The sequence below is a fragment of the Acinetobacter lwoffii genome (assembly GCF_024129115.1).
Lineage (GTDB): Bacteria > Pseudomonadota > Gammaproteobacteria > Pseudomonadales > Moraxellaceae > Acinetobacter > Acinetobacter lwoffii_T.
Genome location: NZ_JAMXXO010000001.1, coordinates 380,983 through 399,877 on the forward strand (window position 1 = coordinate 380,983; position 18,895 = coordinate 399,877).

General features: G+C 42.6%; 15 protein-coding genes and 1 pseudogene. 10 read left to right on the plus strand and 6 right to left on the minus strand.

The features are described 5' to 3' along the window. Window positions 1-74: 74 nt before the first annotated feature. The 4 genes from zapE (at window position 75) to NI470_RS01900 (ending at window position 6,091) form a co-directional block, all read left to right on the plus strand. Window positions 75-1,226, plus strand: a complete 1,152-nt coding sequence (gene zapE / locus NI470_RS01885) for a cell division protein ZapE (RefSeq protein WP_004278847.1) — start codon at window positions 75-77, stop codon at window positions 1,224-1,226. 367 nt (window positions 1,227-1,593) lie between these two features. Beyond that, window positions 1,594-3,759, plus strand: coding sequence for a malate synthase G (locus tag NI470_RS01890; protein ID WP_004278846.1), 2,166 nt, complete (start codon window positions 1,594-1,596; stop codon window positions 3,757-3,759). A gap of 128 nt (window positions 3,760-3,887) precedes the next feature. Next, window positions 3,888-5,336, plus strand: a complete 1,449-nt coding sequence (locus NI470_RS01895) for an aldehyde dehydrogenase family protein (protein WP_253147534.1) — start codon at window positions 3,888-3,890, stop codon at window positions 5,334-5,336. A 92-nt stretch (window positions 5,337-5,428) separates the two neighbouring features. Then, window positions 5,429-6,091 carry an SOS response-associated peptidase family protein gene (locus tag NI470_RS01900; RefSeq protein WP_004278844.1) on the plus strand — a complete coding sequence of 221 codons (663 nt, stop codon included), beginning with the start codon at window positions 5,429-5,431 and terminating at the stop codon, window positions 6,089-6,091. Window positions 6,092-6,168: 77 nt separating this feature from the next. Here NI470_RS01900 and NI470_RS01905 read toward each other — a convergent pair whose 3' ends face one another. After that, a complete protein-coding gene (locus NI470_RS01905; protein ID WP_004278843.1) occupies window positions 6,169-6,633 on the minus strand; it encodes a MarR family winged helix-turn-helix transcriptional regulator in 465 nt (154 codons plus the stop codon). Between the two features lie 742 nt (window positions 6,634-7,375). On the opposite strand from NI470_RS01905, the gene NI470_RS01910 reads away from it, so the two are divergent. Further along, window positions 7,376-8,899: a TerC family protein gene (locus NI470_RS01910; protein WP_005263323.1), complete on the plus strand. Its 1,524-nt coding sequence runs from the start codon at window positions 7,376-7,378 to the stop codon at window positions 8,897-8,899. Between the two features lie 570 nt (window positions 8,900-9,469). Further along, window positions 9,470-10,217: pseudogene (locus tag NI470_RS01915) on the plus strand (IS5 family transposase). A gap of 66 nt (window positions 10,218-10,283) precedes the next feature. On the opposite strand, the gene thiM reads toward NI470_RS01915, so the two are convergent. The 3 genes from thiM to NI470_RS01930 form a co-directional block, all read right to left on the minus strand. Next, entirely contained in the window at window positions 10,284-11,132 is an 849-nt protein-coding gene (gene thiM / locus NI470_RS01920) for a hydroxyethylthiazole kinase (protein WP_253147533.1), read from the minus strand. Between the two features lie 31 nt (window positions 11,133-11,163). Next, window positions 11,164-12,324, minus strand: a complete 1,161-nt coding sequence (locus tag NI470_RS01925) for a hypothetical protein (protein ID WP_253147532.1) — start codon at window positions 12,322-12,324, stop codon at window positions 11,164-11,166. Between the two features lie 161 nt (window positions 12,325-12,485). Then, complete coding sequence (locus NI470_RS01930; protein ID WP_004278839.1) at window positions 12,486-12,743, minus strand: hypothetical protein; 258 nt, start codon at window positions 12,741-12,743, stop codon at window positions 12,486-12,488. A 361-nt stretch (window positions 12,744-13,104) separates the two neighbouring features. On the opposite strand from NI470_RS01930, the gene pepN reads away from it, so the two are divergent. Next, on the plus strand, window positions 13,105-15,711 hold the full coding sequence (gene pepN / locus NI470_RS01935) for an aminopeptidase N (protein WP_004731462.1): 2,607 nt from the start codon (window positions 13,105-13,107) through the stop codon (window positions 15,709-15,711). A gap of 215 nt (window positions 15,712-15,926) precedes the next feature. Next, window positions 15,927-16,136, plus strand: a complete 210-nt coding sequence (locus NI470_RS01940) for a hypothetical protein (RefSeq protein ID WP_004278836.1) — start codon at window positions 15,927-15,929, stop codon at window positions 16,134-16,136. A gap of 33 nt (window positions 16,137-16,169) precedes the next feature. Here NI470_RS01940 and NI470_RS01945 read toward each other — a convergent pair whose 3' ends face one another. Together NI470_RS01945 and NI470_RS01950 are read right to left on the minus strand one after the other, a co-directional pair. Beyond that, on the minus strand, window positions 16,170-16,616 hold the full coding sequence (locus NI470_RS01945) for a universal stress protein (protein WP_004278835.1): 447 nt from the start codon (window positions 16,614-16,616) through the stop codon (window positions 16,170-16,172). Window positions 16,617-16,752: 136 nt separating this feature from the next. Beyond that, a complete protein-coding gene (locus tag NI470_RS01950) occupies window positions 16,753-17,196 on the minus strand; it encodes a universal stress protein (RefSeq protein ID WP_004278834.1) in 444 nt (147 codons plus the stop codon). A 266-nt stretch (window positions 17,197-17,462) separates the two neighbouring features. Between NI470_RS01950 and NI470_RS01955 the strand changes: the two genes are divergently transcribed. Further along, window positions 17,463-18,449, plus strand: a complete 987-nt coding sequence (locus NI470_RS01955; RefSeq protein ID WP_004278833.1) for an alpha/beta hydrolase — start codon at window positions 17,463-17,465, stop codon at window positions 18,447-18,449. Window positions 18,450-18,539: 90 nt separating this feature from the next. Beyond that, window positions 18,540-18,884, plus strand: coding sequence for an SMR family transporter (locus tag NI470_RS01960; protein ID WP_004278832.1), 345 nt, complete (start codon window positions 18,540-18,542; stop codon window positions 18,882-18,884). Window positions 18,885-18,895: the final 11 nt, after the last annotated feature.

Below are 18,895 nucleotides of genomic sequence, written 5' to 3' on the forward strand. Positions count from 1 at the left end.
TTTATGCCAAAGTGTTATAGCGTGTTGATTAAACTCCGCTATAATTAAATTGATCCCAAATAGTACGAAATTCTATGTCCGATTTTAATTCACAGCACAGCACCGCTTTTAGTCCGATTTCTCCTGCAGAACGTTATGCACAAGCGATCTCTTCGGGACAGTTTATGCCTGATGAAGCACAGGCAATGGCAGTACATGAACTGAATCGTGTCTGGCTGGAATTGATTCAGCGTTTTAAGGCATCGAAAAAAGCATTTCGCCGCTTTCGCCGTCAGACATCTCCCAAAGGCGTCTATATGTGGGGCGGAGTAGGACGTGGCAAAACCTGGCTCATGGATCAGTTTTACGATTCGATTCCGTTTCGCCGTAAAACCCGGATGCATTTTCACCATTTTATGCAGCATGTGCATCGTGAGTTAAACAAATTATCCGGACAGCGTAACCCGCTAGATATCGTGGCGGATCGGATTTATAAAGAAGCCGTCATCATCTGTTTTGATGAATTCTTTGTATCCAATGTGACGGATGCGATGATCTTGAGTGATCTGTTCCAGAAGCTGTTTGAACGCGGTATTACCTTGGTCGCGACTTCGAATATCGCACCGGACGGTTTATATAAAAACGGCATTCACCGTGACCGTTTTATGCCTACCATCGAACTGGTCAAGAAAAACTGTGTGGTATTAAATGTTGATGCCGGAGTCGATTACCGTCTACGGGTTCTAAAACAGGCACAACTGTTTAAATTCCCGTTGACCCATGATCATAAAAACTGGATTGCACAACGTTTTAGCGCTTTGACTCAGACACAGACCTGTTCTGAAGAGCCGATTATTATCAACAACCGTATTGTTGAAACCGTGTCACATACTGAAGATGTATTGTGGTGCGAGTTTTCTGAGCTGTGTTTAAAACCACGAAGCCCGGCTGATTTTATTGAAATCGCCAATATTTATAATACGGTTTTGGTCAGCAATGTGCCGCACCTGACCGATTTCCTGAATGATGGAACACGCCGTTTTATTTATCTGGTGGATGAATTTTATGACCGCGGCGTCAAGTTGCTCTTAACCTCGGAAGATAATATCGTGGATATTTACGAGGGTGAGAAACTGGCCTTTGAAATTGAACGGACCCGTTCCCGTTTGCTGGAAATGCAGTCAGATGAATACCTGAATTCTGAACATCGCCAGATTGAGAAAATCGCCTCCGTGAACGGAGAGTAAGAATAAAAGCGCTGGTTATTTACTGGCGCTTTTTTTTATAAAAATAGGTACTTAAATTATCGACAAGCCTGATCAAACATGGCTTAATCTTGATCTAAATATGATCGTGTATAACTAAAATGCATAATTTTTACTCGAAAATCTGAACTTAAGTCTAATTTCTACATTTCGAAAACTTTATACACTGTCATTAGGGTATTTAGCAGAATGATATCTATTTGTAACTGAGAAATATCAAATATGTTTATGAGGGTATTCATATTGGAAAAAATGCTCAGTATTTAGCAATGTGATAATACTATTCAGCTAGATTTTAATCGGTATACTAGAATCTCTTGTATAAAAAGTAGCAATATCAGGAAAGACAATGACTGCACGTATTCAAAAAGGCAAGTTAGCGATTGCTAAAGAACTTTACGATTTCATCGAAAATGAAGCACTACCAGGTTCTGGTTTAGACAGCGAAACATACTGGAAAAACTTTGAACAAGTCGTTGTTGATCTTAGCCCTAAAAATAAAGCACTTTTGGCTAAGCGTGATGACATTCAGGCGAAAATTGATGAATGGCACCGCAATAACACATTTGAATTACAAGCTTACAAAGCTTTCTTGACTGAAATTGGCTACTTGTTACCAGAAGTAGAAGATTTTCAAATCAGCACTGAAAATGTAGACGAAGAAATTGCAATACTGGCAGGTCCACAGTTGGTGGTACCAGTACGTAATGCACGTTACTGCTTGAACGCTGCAAACGCACGTTGGGGTTCTTTGTACGATGCACTTTACGGTTTCGATGTCATCTCTGAAGAAGATGGTGCGGAAAAAGGCAAAGGTTATAACCCGAAACGTGGTGAAAAAGTTGTCGCATTTGCCAAGAATTTCCTCGACGAAACTTTCCCACTGGCACAAGGTTCGCATGCGGACGCAACTCAATACGCAGTTGAAGCTAATGCACTGGTTGTTACCCTAAAAGACGGTTCAAAAACAACTGTGGCAGATGCGGCTAAATTCGTTGGCTACAATGGCGAAGCTTCAGCACCGACTGAAATCGTATTTAAAAATAATGGTCTGCACGCTATTGTGCAAATTGATGCCAGCAGCCCGATTGGCCAAACTGATGCCGCTGGTGTAAAAGATGTGGTTCTTGAAGCTGCGGTTACGACCATTCAGGACTTGGAAGACTCGATTGCAGCCGTTGACGCTGAAGAAAAAGTGGAAGGCTACCGTAACTGGTTAGGCCTAATGAAAGGTACTTTAGAGGAGTCTATTGAGAAAAACGGTAAAACTGTTACCCGTAAACTGAATGAAGACCGTACTTTCAAAAATGTAGAAGGTGGTGAAACTAAAGTTCACGGCCGTTCATTGATGTTGCTACGTAATGTTGGTCATTTAATGACGAACCCTGCGATTCTGGTAGATGGCGCAGAAATCTATGAAGGCATCATGGATGCATTGGTTACGCCATTATTGTCTTTTGCAGACATCAAAGGTGAAAACACCATCAAGAACTCGCGTCAAGGTTCAATGTATATCGTTAAGCCGAAAATGCATGGTCCTGAAGAAGTGGCATTTGCCGTTGAATTGTTTGAACGTGCAGAACAGGCACTCGGCTTACCTGCAAAAACTTTAAAAATCGGGATTATGGATGAAGAACGTCGTACTTCTGTGAACTTGAAGAACTGTATTGCACAAGCCAAAGATCGTACTATCTTCATCAATACAGGTTTCATGGACCGTACTGGTGACGAAATCCATACCTTTATGGAAGCTGGTCCATTCGTTCGTAAAGGCGAAGTAAAAGGCCAAATCTGGTTCCCGGCTTATGAAAACCGTAACGTGATGATTGGTCTGCAAGCAGGTTTACGTGGTAAAGCACAGATTGGTAAAGGCATGTGGCCAAAGCCAGACATGCTGCTTGACATGTACAAAACCAAAACTGAACATCCTGAAGCGGGGGCGAGCTGTGCATGGGTTCCATCACCTACAGGTGCGGTGATTCACGCGATTCACTATCACCAGATTAATGTTGCAGACCGTCAGCAAGAGCTATTGTCGACTCAACCTTTATCTCTGGATGATTTGTTGACACCGCCATTGGCGAAAGACACCAACTGGTCTGAAGAAGAAAAAACCAAAGAACTCGAAAATAACTGTCAAGGTATCTTGGGTTATGTCGTTCGTTGGGTAGATTTGGGTGTAGGTTGTTCTAAAGTGCCAGACATCAATGATGTCGGTTTAATGGAAGATCGTGCGACTCTACGTATTTCTTCACAACACGTTGCGAACTGGTTGCGTCACGGTATCGTAAGTCGTGAGCAAGTAGAAGAAGTGATGCAACGTATGGCGAAAATTGTGGATGAGCAAAATGCCAATGATCCACTGTATACGCCAATGTCTGCTGACTTTGCCAACAATATTGCGTTCCAGGCAGCATCTGACCTGATTTTTAAAGGTGGTGAGCAGCCATCAGGTTATACCGAGCCGCTTCTGCACGCAGCGCGTTTAAAGTTAAAAGGTTATACAGGTGACTAATCCTGTCTAGCTTAAAAAAGCCTCTTCGGAGGCTTTTTTATTGTCTAATGGTAAGCCGCTGTCGTTCTGACTAGAAATTTTCCAGCCGAACTCTTAAAGTGGGGCAAAGCATGCGAGGAAACAATAAAATGACAACAGTATATCAAAATTTAGATCAGCAATTTATTCATGGCCAGTGGCAAGGCGGTACTTCAACCAGAACAATAAAAAATATCAATCCCTATACCCAGAGCGAAATTTTTAGCATGGCAGCTGCCAGTTCTGTCGATGTAGACAGTGCTTATACCGCAGCAGAGCAGGCTTTTCAGCAGGGTGTTTTGAATTCCACTGAAGTACGAAAGACAGTGTTGCAAAATGTGATCACAATTATTCAGCAGCGTCGTGATGAAATCATTGACTGGCTGATTATTGAATCAGGCAGTACACGTATTAAAGCTGGCGTTGAGGTAGATGCTGCTCTGGGCATCATTCTGGAAAGTCTGGCTTTTCCAGATCAGATCCAAACTGAACAGCTGGAAAGCAAAGATCCAGCACGTAAAAGTTTAGTTTTGCGTAAGCCTTTAGGCGTGATTGCTGTCATTAGTCCATGGAACTTTCCATTTCATTTATCCTTACGCTCAGTGGCTACTGCAATTGCCTGTGGCAATACCGTTGTATTGAAGCCGGCCAGTGATACGCCGGTGACTGGCGGCACCTTAATCGGCAAGCTATTTGAAGAAGCAGGTTTGCCTGCAGGTACACTGAATATTGTTGCCGGTGCTGGCAGTGAAATCGGGGATTATTTTGTTGAGCATTCAGTGCCGAAAATGATTTCATTTACCGGTTCGACTGAAGTGGGGAAAAGTGTCGGTAGCAAAGCCTTGGCTAGTCCCCGCATCAAACGTCTGGCACTTGAACTGGGTGGCAATGCGCCTTTGGTCATTCTGGATGATGCCGATCTTGATCTAGCAGTTGAACTGACGCTGATGGGGCGTTTTATGCATCAGGGACAAATTTGCATGAGTACCAATCGGGTTATTGTCGATGCCTCTATTTATGATGCCTATGTAGATAAGCTTCTGGATCGGATCAAAATGATTCCGGTGGGTGATCCAAATCTGGAAGATACCATGATCGGTCCGATCATTAACCAGAGTCAGGTTAAAAAGCATCAACAGATCATTCAAACGGGCAGCGAGCAGGGCGCGCAACTGGTCTATGAAGGAGGAATTGAAGGGAATCTGGTTTCTCCGCATATTTTTATTGATGTTGCGGAAGATTCCGATCTGGCGCAGCAAGAAAGCTTCGGTCCGATTTTACCTATCTTAAAAGCCCGGGATGAAGCACATGCTTTAAACCTAGCCAATGCGACCGAGTTTGGCTTATCCAGTGCAGTATGTACCTCAAACATGGAGCGAGGCTGCGCGTTTGCGGCACAACTGGATATTGGGATGACACATATTAATGGCATTAGTGTTGCAGACCAGTCAAATGCACCCTTTGGTGGCGAGAAAAATTCAGGATTGGGTCGTTTTAATGGCTGCTGGATTTTTGAGGAATTTACCCGGACACATTGGTTGACTGTCCCGAATTCATAACAGTCAACACGCCTAAAACTATAGAAATACGACAGGCTTCGACTTGGCAGCACGGTATAATCTAATGGTCGAATGATTTACATATATGAGCCATGTGCGCCAATTTTAAGCCTTTAACCTTAGAGCAGTTGCATAATCTGGGATTGCCAGAAATTCCTTTTGAATATCCAGAGGAGGTTTATCCCAATTATGCTACACCGCTTTTGTTTCATTCAGCTCAAGGACTGGAATGGCGTCCTGTGAATTTTGGACTCATTCCGAAATGGGCAGAAGACAAAACTATAGGCACCAAGACCTATAACGCCAGAAATGAAACCTTACTGCAAAGGCCCACCTTCGCTGAAGCCACCGCCAAATGTCATTTTGGCGTCATTCCGGTATCGGAATTTTATGAGTCCAAATATTTTGACAATAAACCGCAGCGTTGGGGTGTAAGACGTAAAGATGGTCAGGCGACTTTTATTGCAGCTGTGTATGAGATTGCTCGGGTACAAGGTGAAATTGTACGCTCTGCCAGTATGATTACCATGGATGCAATTGACCATCCCATGATGAAGGAGTTTCATGAGCCGGGTAATATCAAACGCTCGGTTATTGTGATTCCACAGCAGCGACTGCAAGAATGGCTAACGCTAAGGCATCCGGATATTCGTAGCTTTGTAGAGGGCTTTCCGGTAGAAGATTTTGAATGCTCACATGTACCAAAAGAAAAAATCAAAAAAGTCAGTCCACAACTGAACTTTTTTGATTTTTAGAAAGCTCTGGCGAATTATTTATTATTATAAAGTATGCGCCAATTCGCCAGCGTCTATTTAAAATAAAAAGTAGGTCTTTAACGAGCTAAATTTTTGAAAATATGACGTAAACTTTCCATGGTTTTTTCAATTTGCAAAGGCGTCAGGCCTTCAAATGACTGTTCCAGTACGACATTGGTCAGATCATTGATCTTATGTGTCATTTGCATGCCTTTGTCAGTCAAAAATACTCGGGTAATCCGTGCGTCATCCTCACATGAATAGGTTTCAACCAGACCTTCGTCTTTTAAGCGGTAGACAATTTTAGTCGTGGTCGACATTTTAGAAACAACCATCTCTGACAAATCAGAAACACTGGCATGCGGTTTGGCTTTTAGTGCAAGAAGGATGCGGCGGCGGGAATTGTCAACACCATACTTTTTTAGTGCATGATCGACATTAACGACGTATTGAGCATGAACCTGAGTTACCCAATAATATGGAAAGTTTTCTAAATTAAATTCTTCCGTACACGGCAAAAATTTTGCATATTTCTTAGTCATGAAATGTTCCTTGTATTTATTTTTCTAGGGCCCGTTCATTTTATGAAAAAGTTTATGCATATTTCAACCTTTATTTTAAAAATGTTAAAGCGCTAACACTTTTTAGTTTTGCTTAACATCCCAAGGAGTTGATCAGTTCTGCATGTGAGCCTTATCTGGCGCGAAGATTGTTCTTTAAAATCGGATGAAAGGCGATAATATTTTGTATAAATTTAATTCCTCATTATGTATTTCGTGAGTAGAAATGTTTTCCAAGACTTTTTATTGTTCTTAAGCAGCCTGTCTGAATAGGTTTTAATGCAAATAATTGTATTTCAATAAATTAATCGATTTAAGAAATATAGGGTGATTGAGTGGTTTTAGTCAATATAGTAAATGATTATTTACAGCTATATTTTTAAGTGATTGTTCTTTCAATAAAAAAATAGTTTATGCTCTAATCTTTAAGTGACCTTAAAAGTAATGGTCTAATCAAACTAAATTCTGTTTATTTTTAATTCAATTTGAATAAATGATGTAGAAAAAATTAAAATTAATCAGTTTCAGCATCAATCAGTTGATCATAAAAGTCTCAATAAAATCATGATCATGTAATTTTTTTGTAAATTAATACATTACAAAATACTCAGTTTATGCATAATGGAATAGTCTTAAGTTGCATAGGTTAAATTTTAATGGATCCCTCGCCGTGCGTTGATCTTCCATCTCTATTTCTAGCTTACTCGAACGGGGTCATTCTCTAATGGAATTTTTATTAGATCCCGGAATCTGGGTAGGTTTAATTACTCTTATTATTCTTGAAATTGTTTTAGGTATTGATAACCTAGTCTTCATTGCCATTCTGGCTGAAAAACTTCCTCCTGAACAACGCGATAAAGCACGTGTTATTGGTTTGTCTCTCGCATTATTCATGCGTCTAGGCCTGTTATTTGCCATTGCCTGGTTGGTCACTTTGACACAACCATTGATTACTGTGTTTAACTGGACCTTCTCTGGTCGGGACCTGATCTTGTTATTTGGTGGCTTGTTCCTGGTGTATAAGGCCGTTACTGAGCTGCATGAAAAGATTGAAGGTAAACCTGAAGTCACAGTGTCTACCAATGTGGTATATGCAAGTTTCACTGCTGTTGTTGCACAGATTGTTGTTTTAGATGCTGTTTTCTCTTTAGATTCAGTAATTACCGCCATTGGTATGGTCGACAACATTTATGTCATGATGGCTGCCATGATTGTTGCAATGGGCGTGATGCTACTGGCATCGAAACCATTGACCAATTTTGTGAACCGCCATCCAACCGTGGTGATTCTGTGTTTAAGCTTCCTGCTTTTAATTGGTATCAGTCTGATTGCAGAAGGTTTTGGTTTCCATATTCCTAAAGGCTATATCTATTCAGGTATTGGTGTTGCGATCATAATCGAAGCATTCAACCAGTTCGGTCAGCGTAATGCTGCTAAACATGAATCTAAGATTCCTTTGCGTCATCGTACGGCTGACTCAATCCTGAAGTTAATGGGTGGCAAGCTAGAGACGACCGACAGTCAAAATAATGAGGCACAAGAAACCTTTGCAGATGAAGAACGCTATATGATTGGTGGGGTGCTTACCCTTGCAGAGCGTTCAGTTGCTTCGATCATGACGCCGCGCGGTCAGATTTCATGGGTTGATCTAGAAGATAACCCAGAACAGATCCGTGAAAAAATTCTGTCTGTTCCACACAGTCTGTTCCCGGTATGTCGCGGTAGCCTAGATAAGGTGATTAGCGTAGTACGTGCCAAAGAATTATTGGATGTACTGGAAGAGCCGGAAGAATTAAAAGCACTGATTAAACGTCATCGCCCAATTTATATCTTTGAAAAGATGAAAGTTATTGACGCGATTAATACCTTGCGTACTTCTAAAGGTTCTTTGGTCTTGGTGAGTGACGAGTTTGGTAATGTACAGGGTCTGATTTCACCGCTGGATGTATTTGAAGCAATTGCTGGTGAATTCCCGGATGCAGACGAACAGCTGGATCTGGTGAAAGTGGATGATACGCACTGGATCGCATCGGGCATGTTAGACTTGTATCAGCTTGAGCTGGAACTTGGCATGATTGATCTGATTGATGAAGATGCTGGTTATATCAGTGTGGCGGGTTTGATTCTGGATAAAACCAACAGTACGGTTGAAGTGGGTACCGAGTTAAATTATCAAGGTGTTCAGTTCAAAGTCACTGAAATTGAAAGCAATCGTATCAAGTCGGTCAGCATTCATTACGCAGGTTAAACAGGTGTTTTAAACACTTTGTTTGTTCAAATCTTAAAAGTCAGTTGCTTTGGTGACAGCTGGCTTTTTTAATGCATATTTATAAAGCTGATTCATTGAAATGAAAGTTAGCTCATTGTTTGAACGGATTTTTATCAGTCTATTCATACTATTAGTCATGTTCCCGATTGAGCTGAATATCCGGGTATTGTGCTGAGATTTTGAAACCGAAAAAGTCAAATCAGCAATCAAAAGTAAGCATGATCAGGCTTCAAATATTGATTCATGTAACCTGTTAATCAAAACTTAAAGGTCATGTTTAAATACCGACAAAAAATTGAACTACAATTCACATGAACTAGATTTGCATGATGCAAACAGATCTTAAGTAAAATGGAAACCGTTTGTATGAAAATCATTAGATAAGTTGTATGAAGCCTGCTCAATCCGGAATAGAATTACTCAAAAATGATCTCCGAAAGAGCTAGACAGAACATTTCTAAGGAGATCAATAAAGCAAATGAGTAGGATCAATCTAGGGCCTGTCATCAATTAGCTTGAGAAAATCTAATCTGTCCTCATTATTTTTTCATGACTAAACGCTATGCATTAAGAGATGATCAGTGGGAACGGATCAAGGATCTGTTGCCTGGACGGCCGGGTACTGTTGGAGTAACCGCCAAAGACAACCGATTATTTGTTGAGGCAATACTCTATCGTTATCGTTCAGGTATTCCGTGGCGAGACTTACCCGAACGGTTCGGTGATTTTAGAGTCGTACATACCCGTTTTAGCCGTTGGGCTAAAACAGGCGTGTGGCAGAGAGTTTTTGAAGTGCTATCACATGACAGTGATAATGAATATGCCATGCTGGACTCAACCATTGTGCGCGCTCATCAACACAGTGCCGGAAAAAAAAGAACAGGCGATCGGACGCAGTAAAGGTGGCTTAAGTACCAAAATTCATGCCCGTACTGATGCTTTAGGCAACCCAACAGGATTTTATCTCACTGCCGGGCAGGCCCATGACTTGAACGGTGCCGATGTGTTACTGGACTTATCGTTAAGCCAAACATGGCTTATGGATAAAGCCTACAATTCCAGGGATCGAGTGATTGATCCGATTCATAAGATCAATGGTCAAGTCGTGATGCCATCCAAAAGTAACGCGATTGATCAGCGTGATTATGACCAACATCTTTATAAGGCAAGACATCTGATCGAGAATTTCTTCGCCAAGCTCAAGCAGTATCGAGGTATTGCTACGCGCTATGATAAATTGGCTCAAAACTTCCTGTCAGCGATCTACCTTGCCTCAATCATGATATGGCTTAATTGATGACACGCCCTAAATAGGGATGATTATCTATTAAAGAGAATAAACACCCATGAAGTGACCCGTAAACTAAATGGATTCTGGCAGAATTTTAAAGTTGGCGTATTGTCGGATTGTTTCAGTATTGAGTTGATGGATTTCATCCAGAAAGGCGACATTAAAACTGCCTAACTGTTGTGCGCGTTCGAATGCCAATTGTCCGGCAATGGCAAAATGTACATGTGCCGTTAATGCAGCGAGGGTTGGAGAGGTCACCGCACTATAGGCAGCAATCAGTGCACCGAGTGCACATCCCATTGCCGTGATTCGGGGCTGTAAAGCAGAACCACCTGACACCTGTATCACAGGATAGTCTCTAGAAATAATGTAATCGGATTCACCGGAGATCGCGATACATTCACAATCATCCAGCAAAGTTTGCGCCTGTAAATAAACATCTGCGCTGTCTACCGTGCTGTCTACACCCTTGGACTCAATCTGCTTACCGGCCAAAGCACCAATTTCAGAAGCATTGCCTCGTAAAATCGTAGGCTGGGAATGCATCAACTGATCTACGACGCCAGAACGCCAGCGCAGAACTGTTCCATAACCGACCGGATCAAGCACCCACGGTTTTTGCAATTGATGTGCAGTTTTCGCAGCAATCTGCATCGCCTGAACCTGCTCGGTAGTTGGTGTACCCAGATTCAGACTGATTGCTGCTGCAATCTTGGCAAAACTTTCAGCTTCAAAAGGATTGTCGATCATGGCCGGAGAAGCATGTGCAGCCAGTACAATATTGGCGACATAGTTGCTGGCCACCGTATTGGTCATGATATGCACCAGGGGTTGCTGTTGCTGAAGTTTCAACCAGGCTTCACAGATCTGGTCCAGAAGTGTTTGCTGTAATGCTTGCATCGAAGTAGTCATCGTGGTCATTTAGAATAGGAGAAAGATTCGTTGTATTCGGTCAGCGGGTAAAATAATGGTCTTGATGCTTGCAGCTACGACAGAACAGGCTGACATAGTCACTGGCATCATAATCCACCGACAGTTCCTGTGAGCCGCAGTGCATACAACGTTTCTGGGAATAAAATTTCAGGCGAGGTTCGATCTTGTGCCACGAACGCCACACCGGCTGAAAGAAGATATTTTCATCATAGCCCAAAAACCGATAAAACAGGATTTCGCTCATCTTGCTGAATGCCAGTTGCGGTGGACGCGGCAGGGTAGAGGTTTCCCATTTTTCTGTAACTGAACGTTCGCGGTACTGCTGCAAGGTTTTTTTCAGCAGATTGGTATTAATAAAGTTTTCATTGCGGGGCTTGAGGGCTTTTTGTTTATATAGATATTCCAGCCCGGTCTGCACCAGATAATAAATCTGACCCACAGCCAGTACATCCAAAAGACGATAGCAAAAGGTCTGAAAGCTCTGATTTCCGGCAATTTGCACATTCCAGCTACGGCAATAGAATTGGGCAAACTGAATGATTTCTTCATATAGCAGGCAATAGAGTGCATCTTTGACTTCATCTGCACTTTTAAAGGGCACACCTTGGCTCAGGTTTTGATAAAACCAGTTGCGCAGCTGCTGGGTGATACTGAACAGGGTCGGTTCAGAATAACCATCCAGTCGCACATTAATATAATAATGCTGATTTTCCTGCTGGAGATCTTTGGGAATCAGAACCTGATCCCTGATTAGGATTTTTACCAGACCATGCTGAAACAGATAGTTGGGACTGATGGAATAATATCGAATTTGATGCCAGTCAATATATTCGCGGTGCTGGCTATATTCCTGAACCTGCTCATCCAGAATCGCGAGTAAAAACAGTTTATTAATAAAACTGAGCTGATTCAGCTCAAGAACCGGCCGATCCTGTTTTTTATGATATTGACGGTTTTCCTGTAAACGGACTTCCTTGAGCATGCGTTTACGCTGCGCCAGACATTGTTCGCAATAACAATTGTGCTTTTGATCGGAGTAAAGCTGATGCTGGCAATGGCTGCATTCATGATAGCTCAGCTCCTGATCATATTGTTCTGCCTCAATCCAATACATCGATGCCTTACACAATGGGCAGTGAGTACTTTCATCAAGCTGTTTTTGCAGAACACTGAATACCATGGTCGCGAGCAACTCTAGAATGGAAGGGCATTTGATTATACACGGCTGATGAGATGCAAACGTAGTGGACTGGTGCAATTTTTCTAAATCAAAATTAGTCACCCAAACAAGAGAAGAGCTACCGAAGTAGCTCTGATTTTAAAAACATGAAATGACGTTTTTTAAACCGGGCAGGGTAATGTGTCGTCCTCCTCGCCGCGGTGTTTGGCATGAATTAAGGCCTGAACCTTTTTAGAGGGCACTTTTTTGGCACCGAGTGCATCGTAGGTGTTGAGAATGGCAGTCACTTCATGGGCCTGAAGCGGAATGCCTTCACAGCTCATCAACAGGGCAATCACTTTATGGTCAATATTGGCCTGATCCAGGGTCTGCAAAGTTTTGATATTTTCGATCCGTACAACATGCTGTTTTAAATACATGGCTCACCTCATCATCGTTATCATTATTCTTTCATTGGAAGTGTGGAAAAACACAGTTTAACTGTAGCAAGAAGTGTGCTCATTTATTAATCAGAATTTATTCGGTACTCAGCAAATAAAATTATATATTTTTAAATCAGTTATTTATGAAAATGTCAGAAATTATGATCCTGACTATTTTTATGGCACAGATATTTCTTATGTAGAGTCGAGTGCTGCTCAATTAGGCAGAATGCATTGAAAGTGGTGCATGAAATGCCCATATTAGATCTAACAATACAAATGCACAGACAGCGTTTAAAACTTGGCGTATGATTTTGACATGAACAATGTCGAACACGATAAAAGATTAGGACAGGACATGAATATTGCGGCAAACCCGGTGATCGAAGCGGATCAAACCATTTATTTAAAAGACTATCAAAAACCTTCCTTTATTGTTGATTCCATCGACCTGAATATCCAAGTCTATAGTGACCACAGTCTGGTCAGCAGCAAGCTGGAGATGCAGCGCCAAACTGCTGGCGATCTGGTTCTGCTTGGCCGCGATCTAGAGCTGCAATCGATTAAGTTAAATGGTCAAACCCTGAATGCCAGTGACTACCACTTGGATGCTGAACAGCTGGTCATTGCCAATGCACCTGATCAAGTGTTGCTTGAAATTGTGGTTAAAATCCACCCCGAAAGTAATACGATGCTGGAAGGTTTATATCAGGCCAGTTCAGATCTGTTTGTGACCCAAAATGAACCAGAAGGGTTCCGTAAAATTACTTTCTATCCAGACCGTCCAGATGTGTTGTCGGTCTTTACGACGCGTGTCGAAGCAGATAAGAAATATCCGGTTTTGCTTGCAAATGGTAACCTGCTGGAAACCGGTGAAGTCGATGCCAATCGTCACTATGCCGTGTGGCAGGATCCGACCAAGAAACCGAGCTATTTGTTCGCTTGTGTGATTGGTGATCTGGCCGTGATGAAAGATTCTTATGTCACATCGGAAGGCCGCAATGTAGCTCTGGAAATCTATGCAGAAGAAAAAGATATTCCAAAATGCAAGATCGCCATGGAAGCGCTCAAACATTCCATGCGTTGGGATGAGGAGCATTATGGTCTGCCTTATGATCTGGATAACTACATGATTGTGGCGACCAGTGCATTCAACATGGGTGCCATGGAAAATAAAGGTCTGAATATCTTCAATACTTCATGCGTGCTGGCCGATGAAGAGTACACCACTGATGCCGCAATCATGCGAGTGCAGTCAGTCATTGCACATGAATATTTCCATAACTGGACTGGTAACCGGATTACCTGTCGTGACTGGTTCCAGTTATGTTTGAAAGAAGGCTTGACTGTATTCCGTGACCAGTCTTTCTCGGAAGATTTACAGTCGGCTGCGGTACAACGTATTGATGATGTAGCAGTTCTCAAAGCGCATCAGTTCCCGGAAGATTCAGGGCCGCTGTCGCATCCACCGCGTCCGGATCATTTTGTAGAAATTAACAACTTCTATACTGCCACTGTTTATGAAAAAGGTGCGGAAATTAACCGCATGATGGCGACCTTGCTTGGCAAGGAAAAATTCCGTCAGGGAACCGATGAATATTTCCGCCGTCATGATGGTCAGGCGGTAACAGTTGAGGATTGGGTGGCCGCGCTTACAGCAGGTTCAGGTGTGGATCTTTCAAACTTCCTGACCTGGTACAACCAGCCAGGTACGCCTAAATTGCAAGTAAAAGCTGAGTACGATGTTGAGACCCAAATCTATCGTCTTCACTTCAAGCAAAGCCTGAAACCGCATGCCAAATACCCGAATCTGAAAGCAGTTCCAATTCCAGTGGCTTTGGCATTGTTTGATGCTGAAAGCGGTGAGCAGCTAACGCTGAACTCTGAGGCACTCTTTGAAAATGGCGTCAAAGATGGCGTGTATCTGTTTGATCAGGATGAAGCCACGATCGAATTTAGCGGTGTGACAGCAAAACCGGTGGTGTCCTTGCTGCGTAATTTCTCTGCACCGGTGAATCTGGACTTTGACTATTCAGAAAAAGAACTGGCTTTCCTGTTGCAATACGAGACCAATGGTTTTAACCAGTGGCAAGCAACTCAGACCTTACTCGAGCGTATCTTGCTGGATGACCAGCCTGCAGAAATTTATATCGAGGCTATGCTCAATACCTTGCCGGATGTGATTGAGAAAGATCCGCTGTTGGCATCACGTCTGTTTGATGTACCGTCGGAAGGTTATTTAGGTAGCCGTATTGATCAGGATTATAATCCGGTCATGATTCAGGAAAAGCGTGAGGCTTTGCTACATACTCTGGCACGTGCTTTTGGAGAAACAGCGAAAGAAACTTATCTTAATCTGGATCCTGATCTGCAATCTGAATTCTCACAAGCGATGGGTGTGCGTGCTTTAAGAAATATTATGCTGACGATGATGGCTCGTCAGGGAGATGCATTTGCCTTTGATTTAGCCTATGAGCAATATCACACGGGGAATATGTCTGAACGTTTGGGTGCGCTGAAAGTCTTGGTCTGGAATGATGCACCACAAGCAGAAGAAGCTTTGGCAGATTTCTATAGCCGCTTTGAAGATGAAGCCTTGTCTTTAGACCAATGGTTTATGGTTCAGGCAGCACATCCAAAAGCAACGGATGCAACGATTGCGTATCTGACCCAGCATCCGGATTATGATCTGGCTGTGCCTAACCGTATCCGTGCAGTGAGCGGGGGGCTGAATGCTAATCCGGTCAATACCTGGAGCTTTGGCGTGCAGCATTTTATTGGACTGGCAAAATATCTGGACGAGAAAAATCCGATTGTAGGCTCACGTTTGCTACAGGTATTGTCACGCTGGTATACCTTGGCAGAACCGCAACGCAGTGAAGTGAAAGCACAGCTTGAAACCTTAAAGCCACTGGTTAAATCTAAAAATGTGTCTGAGACACTCAATAGTATGCTCAGCGTATAACATCAATATTCATAAAAAACCGGATCGACCTGATCCGGTTTTTTATTTCCTGTTTATTTCAAATGCTGGCTTTAAATACAGTTGAATTTCTCTAAAGGCCTAGGTAAGTACCAAAGGGTGTTACAGTATGATTATACGGAAAAGAGTATTTGTTTATTAAGCTGTAAGCTAGGTAAAGGGATCTACAGATTCGCTTACTAGAGGTTGTCCAAGATATGTTAGTGAAAATTGAAGATGGTTTTTATTTAAATAGCCAGCATATTATTGCCGTACATGTCAGCAAGAATCCTGAAAATGGCTTACTTGAAATCTCCATTCAATATACGCCGCATTCCATTCAGCAGGTCGGAGAATACAAAAAAGTATTTCAAAGCCAGCTTGATGCTGAAATATTCTTAAGTGAGTTAAATCAAAAACTTCGCTAAAAGCCTGCATCATACAGGCTTTGATCAAGCATCTTATTGTCTGACGATGAGGACTGGAATAGAGGAAAGTGCCAGAACATTCTGAGCGACACTGCCCAGCATGAGTTTTTGCAGACCCTTACGACCATGTGAACCCATAATGATCATATCGGTCGGGGATTCATTTGCAGCCTGCATAATGCCTTCTGACGGCGCCATGCCATGCAGGATTTTTGTCGTCACCTGGATGCCATCACGAACAAAGTTCAGTTTCAGTTCATTTAAACGATCCAGCGCATTTTGTTCTGCATGCATAAAATAGTCTGTGACTGCAGGAGCAACTTTGTAAAAATCTACGCCCTTAAAGGGATCCACCGCAATCACACTGAGTAAAGTGACATGGCTATGAAATACTTTGGCCAGTTCCAGGGCATGATCTGCGGCAGCATAGGAAATCGAGGACTCATCGAGTGCTACGAGAAGATGATCATAGTTATTCATGGTGCTTCCTCATATTTATTATTGCAGTAAAGGGGGAGTGTGGTTTAAGCGAGTAAATCTCCACAGCATGTTTTGCTAGAGGTTCAAATGTAAAAGTAGCAAGTACTGCGCATCTTGAAGATGCGCAGCATCAGGATTATTTTTTCACGATCAGTACGGGAATTTCACTCGCACCCAATACATCTTGTGCAAAGCTGCCCAGAATCATTTTCTGGAAGCCTTTACGGCCATGAGAACCCATGACGATCAGGTCGGCTTTCACCTCACCCGCGGTTTCAGCAATATGTTCTGCATTGACTAAACCTGTGACAATGCGGGATTGCGCTTCAATACCTTCACCGGCTGCGATGGCAGTGGCTTCTTTCAAGGCCTTTTTTGCATTGGCATGTGCCTCGATAAAATATTCCTTCATGATGGAGGAGCTGTAATAGAAATCAGCCTCGGTAAAAGGATCTTCTGCGATCAGGCTGATCAGGGAAAGCTGACTACCAAATGCCTTGGCAATTTTGGCAGCATGTCGTACTGCAGAAAAGGAAATTTCTGAACCGTCCACTGGGACTAAAATATGTTGATAGGCCATGGCTTTTCTCCGCAGGTTGTCTGATTTTTAGGCTTGGTTTATTGATAGCACAGTGCTGTGGCGGGTGCAATTGCAAAAAAGCGGTAAAATTGAAAAAACTCATTAAATTACAAATATTTTTCATGTAAAAGTGATGAAAAAAACAGAGTAAAAAACTCGGAATTGCAGTTTTAGTGATCAAAAATAAGAGGATGAATAGTCCTTGTTTGCAGCAGGATAGTTTAAACTGCCGTAGCCTGTTTTTAGATCATGTATAGGGGACTGTTTTGAGGTTTTTTGCCATTCATCTTTTGCTCATAAGTTCAGTTATTCTTTCCGGCTGTCAGACCGCACAGAACAGTAAAGTCATTGCCGGTGCTTTTAACCTGACCACAGGCTTGCAGCAAAAAGTGATGGATCGTTATGCGCCTGGTGCGGTTATCGTCCAGCAAAATATTACCTATGCGCCGCAGCAGAAATTATCTCTGGATCTGTATCAGCCGCAGAATATTGCCAGTATTGGCCCACGACCGACCATTGTCTGGATTCATGGCGGCGGCTGGATTTCAGGTTCTAAAGAACATGCACGGGGTTATTTCAAGCTGCTGGCGGCACAGGGCTATAACGTGGTATCCGTGCAATATCAGTTTGCGCCACAAGTGACCTATCCAAGCCAGTTACACCAGATCAATCAGGCACTTGAATTTCTCGATACCTATGCAGACACCTACCAAATCGATGCCCAGAACTTATATCTGGCCGGAGATTCTGCCGGGGCGAATATGGCCAGCCATTACGCCGCTCTTTTGACCAACCCTGTATTTGCCAACCAATCCGGTATTCAGCCTCATCTGCAACCTACGCAGCTTAAAGGTTTAATCTTGCATTGTGGAATTTATGACTTGGAAGCATTTGCCAGCACAGCACCTGAAGAAATGAAAATTATCGAATGGGGTGTCTTTAACCTGATTCAGGCTTATACCGGCGAGCGTAAACATGATGCCGCGTTTTTAAAGCAGATTTCTCCGATTCAGTATATTACGCCGTCTTATCCACCTGTCCTGATCAGTGGTGGGAATAAGGATTTTCTGACCGATACTCAGTCACTACCATTTGTAAAAGCTTTGAAGGAACAGCAGGTTCCTGTGACTGAAATATTTTATCCAGAGTCTAAAGCCTGGCTCATTCATGAATATCAGTTTTTTATGGGAAAAAAGGAAAGTCAGCAAACCTTTGTCAAAACCCTGGATTTTTTACATCAGCTTTCCCCTTGAAGAGAAAACTGTGCAAAATGAATCTCTCAAGATTGATCATGTCAGATCGTCCCGACAGCAATCATTGAAAAATTGTTTGGAGTTTAAAAAATGAATCCTGTCTCATGGGCATATTTGTTGTTGGCACTGGCTATTATTGCCGAAGTGACTGGATCAACATTTTTGGTGAAGTCAGAAGGCTTTACCCGATTATGGCTATCTCTGGCTGTGATCATTTTATTCTGTATTGCGTTTTATTTGCTGTCTCAGGTGATTAAAGTCATTCCTTTAGGCATTGCCTATGCGATCTGGGCAGGAGTAGGCATCGTTCTTACGGCAATCGTAGGCTATGTAATCTTTAAACAGGCGCTGGATGTGCCCGCTTTTATCGGGATTGCACTGATCATTTCCGGTGTGGTGGTGATTAACCTGTTTTCCCAGACTGCAGGGCATTAAAAAGGCAGACA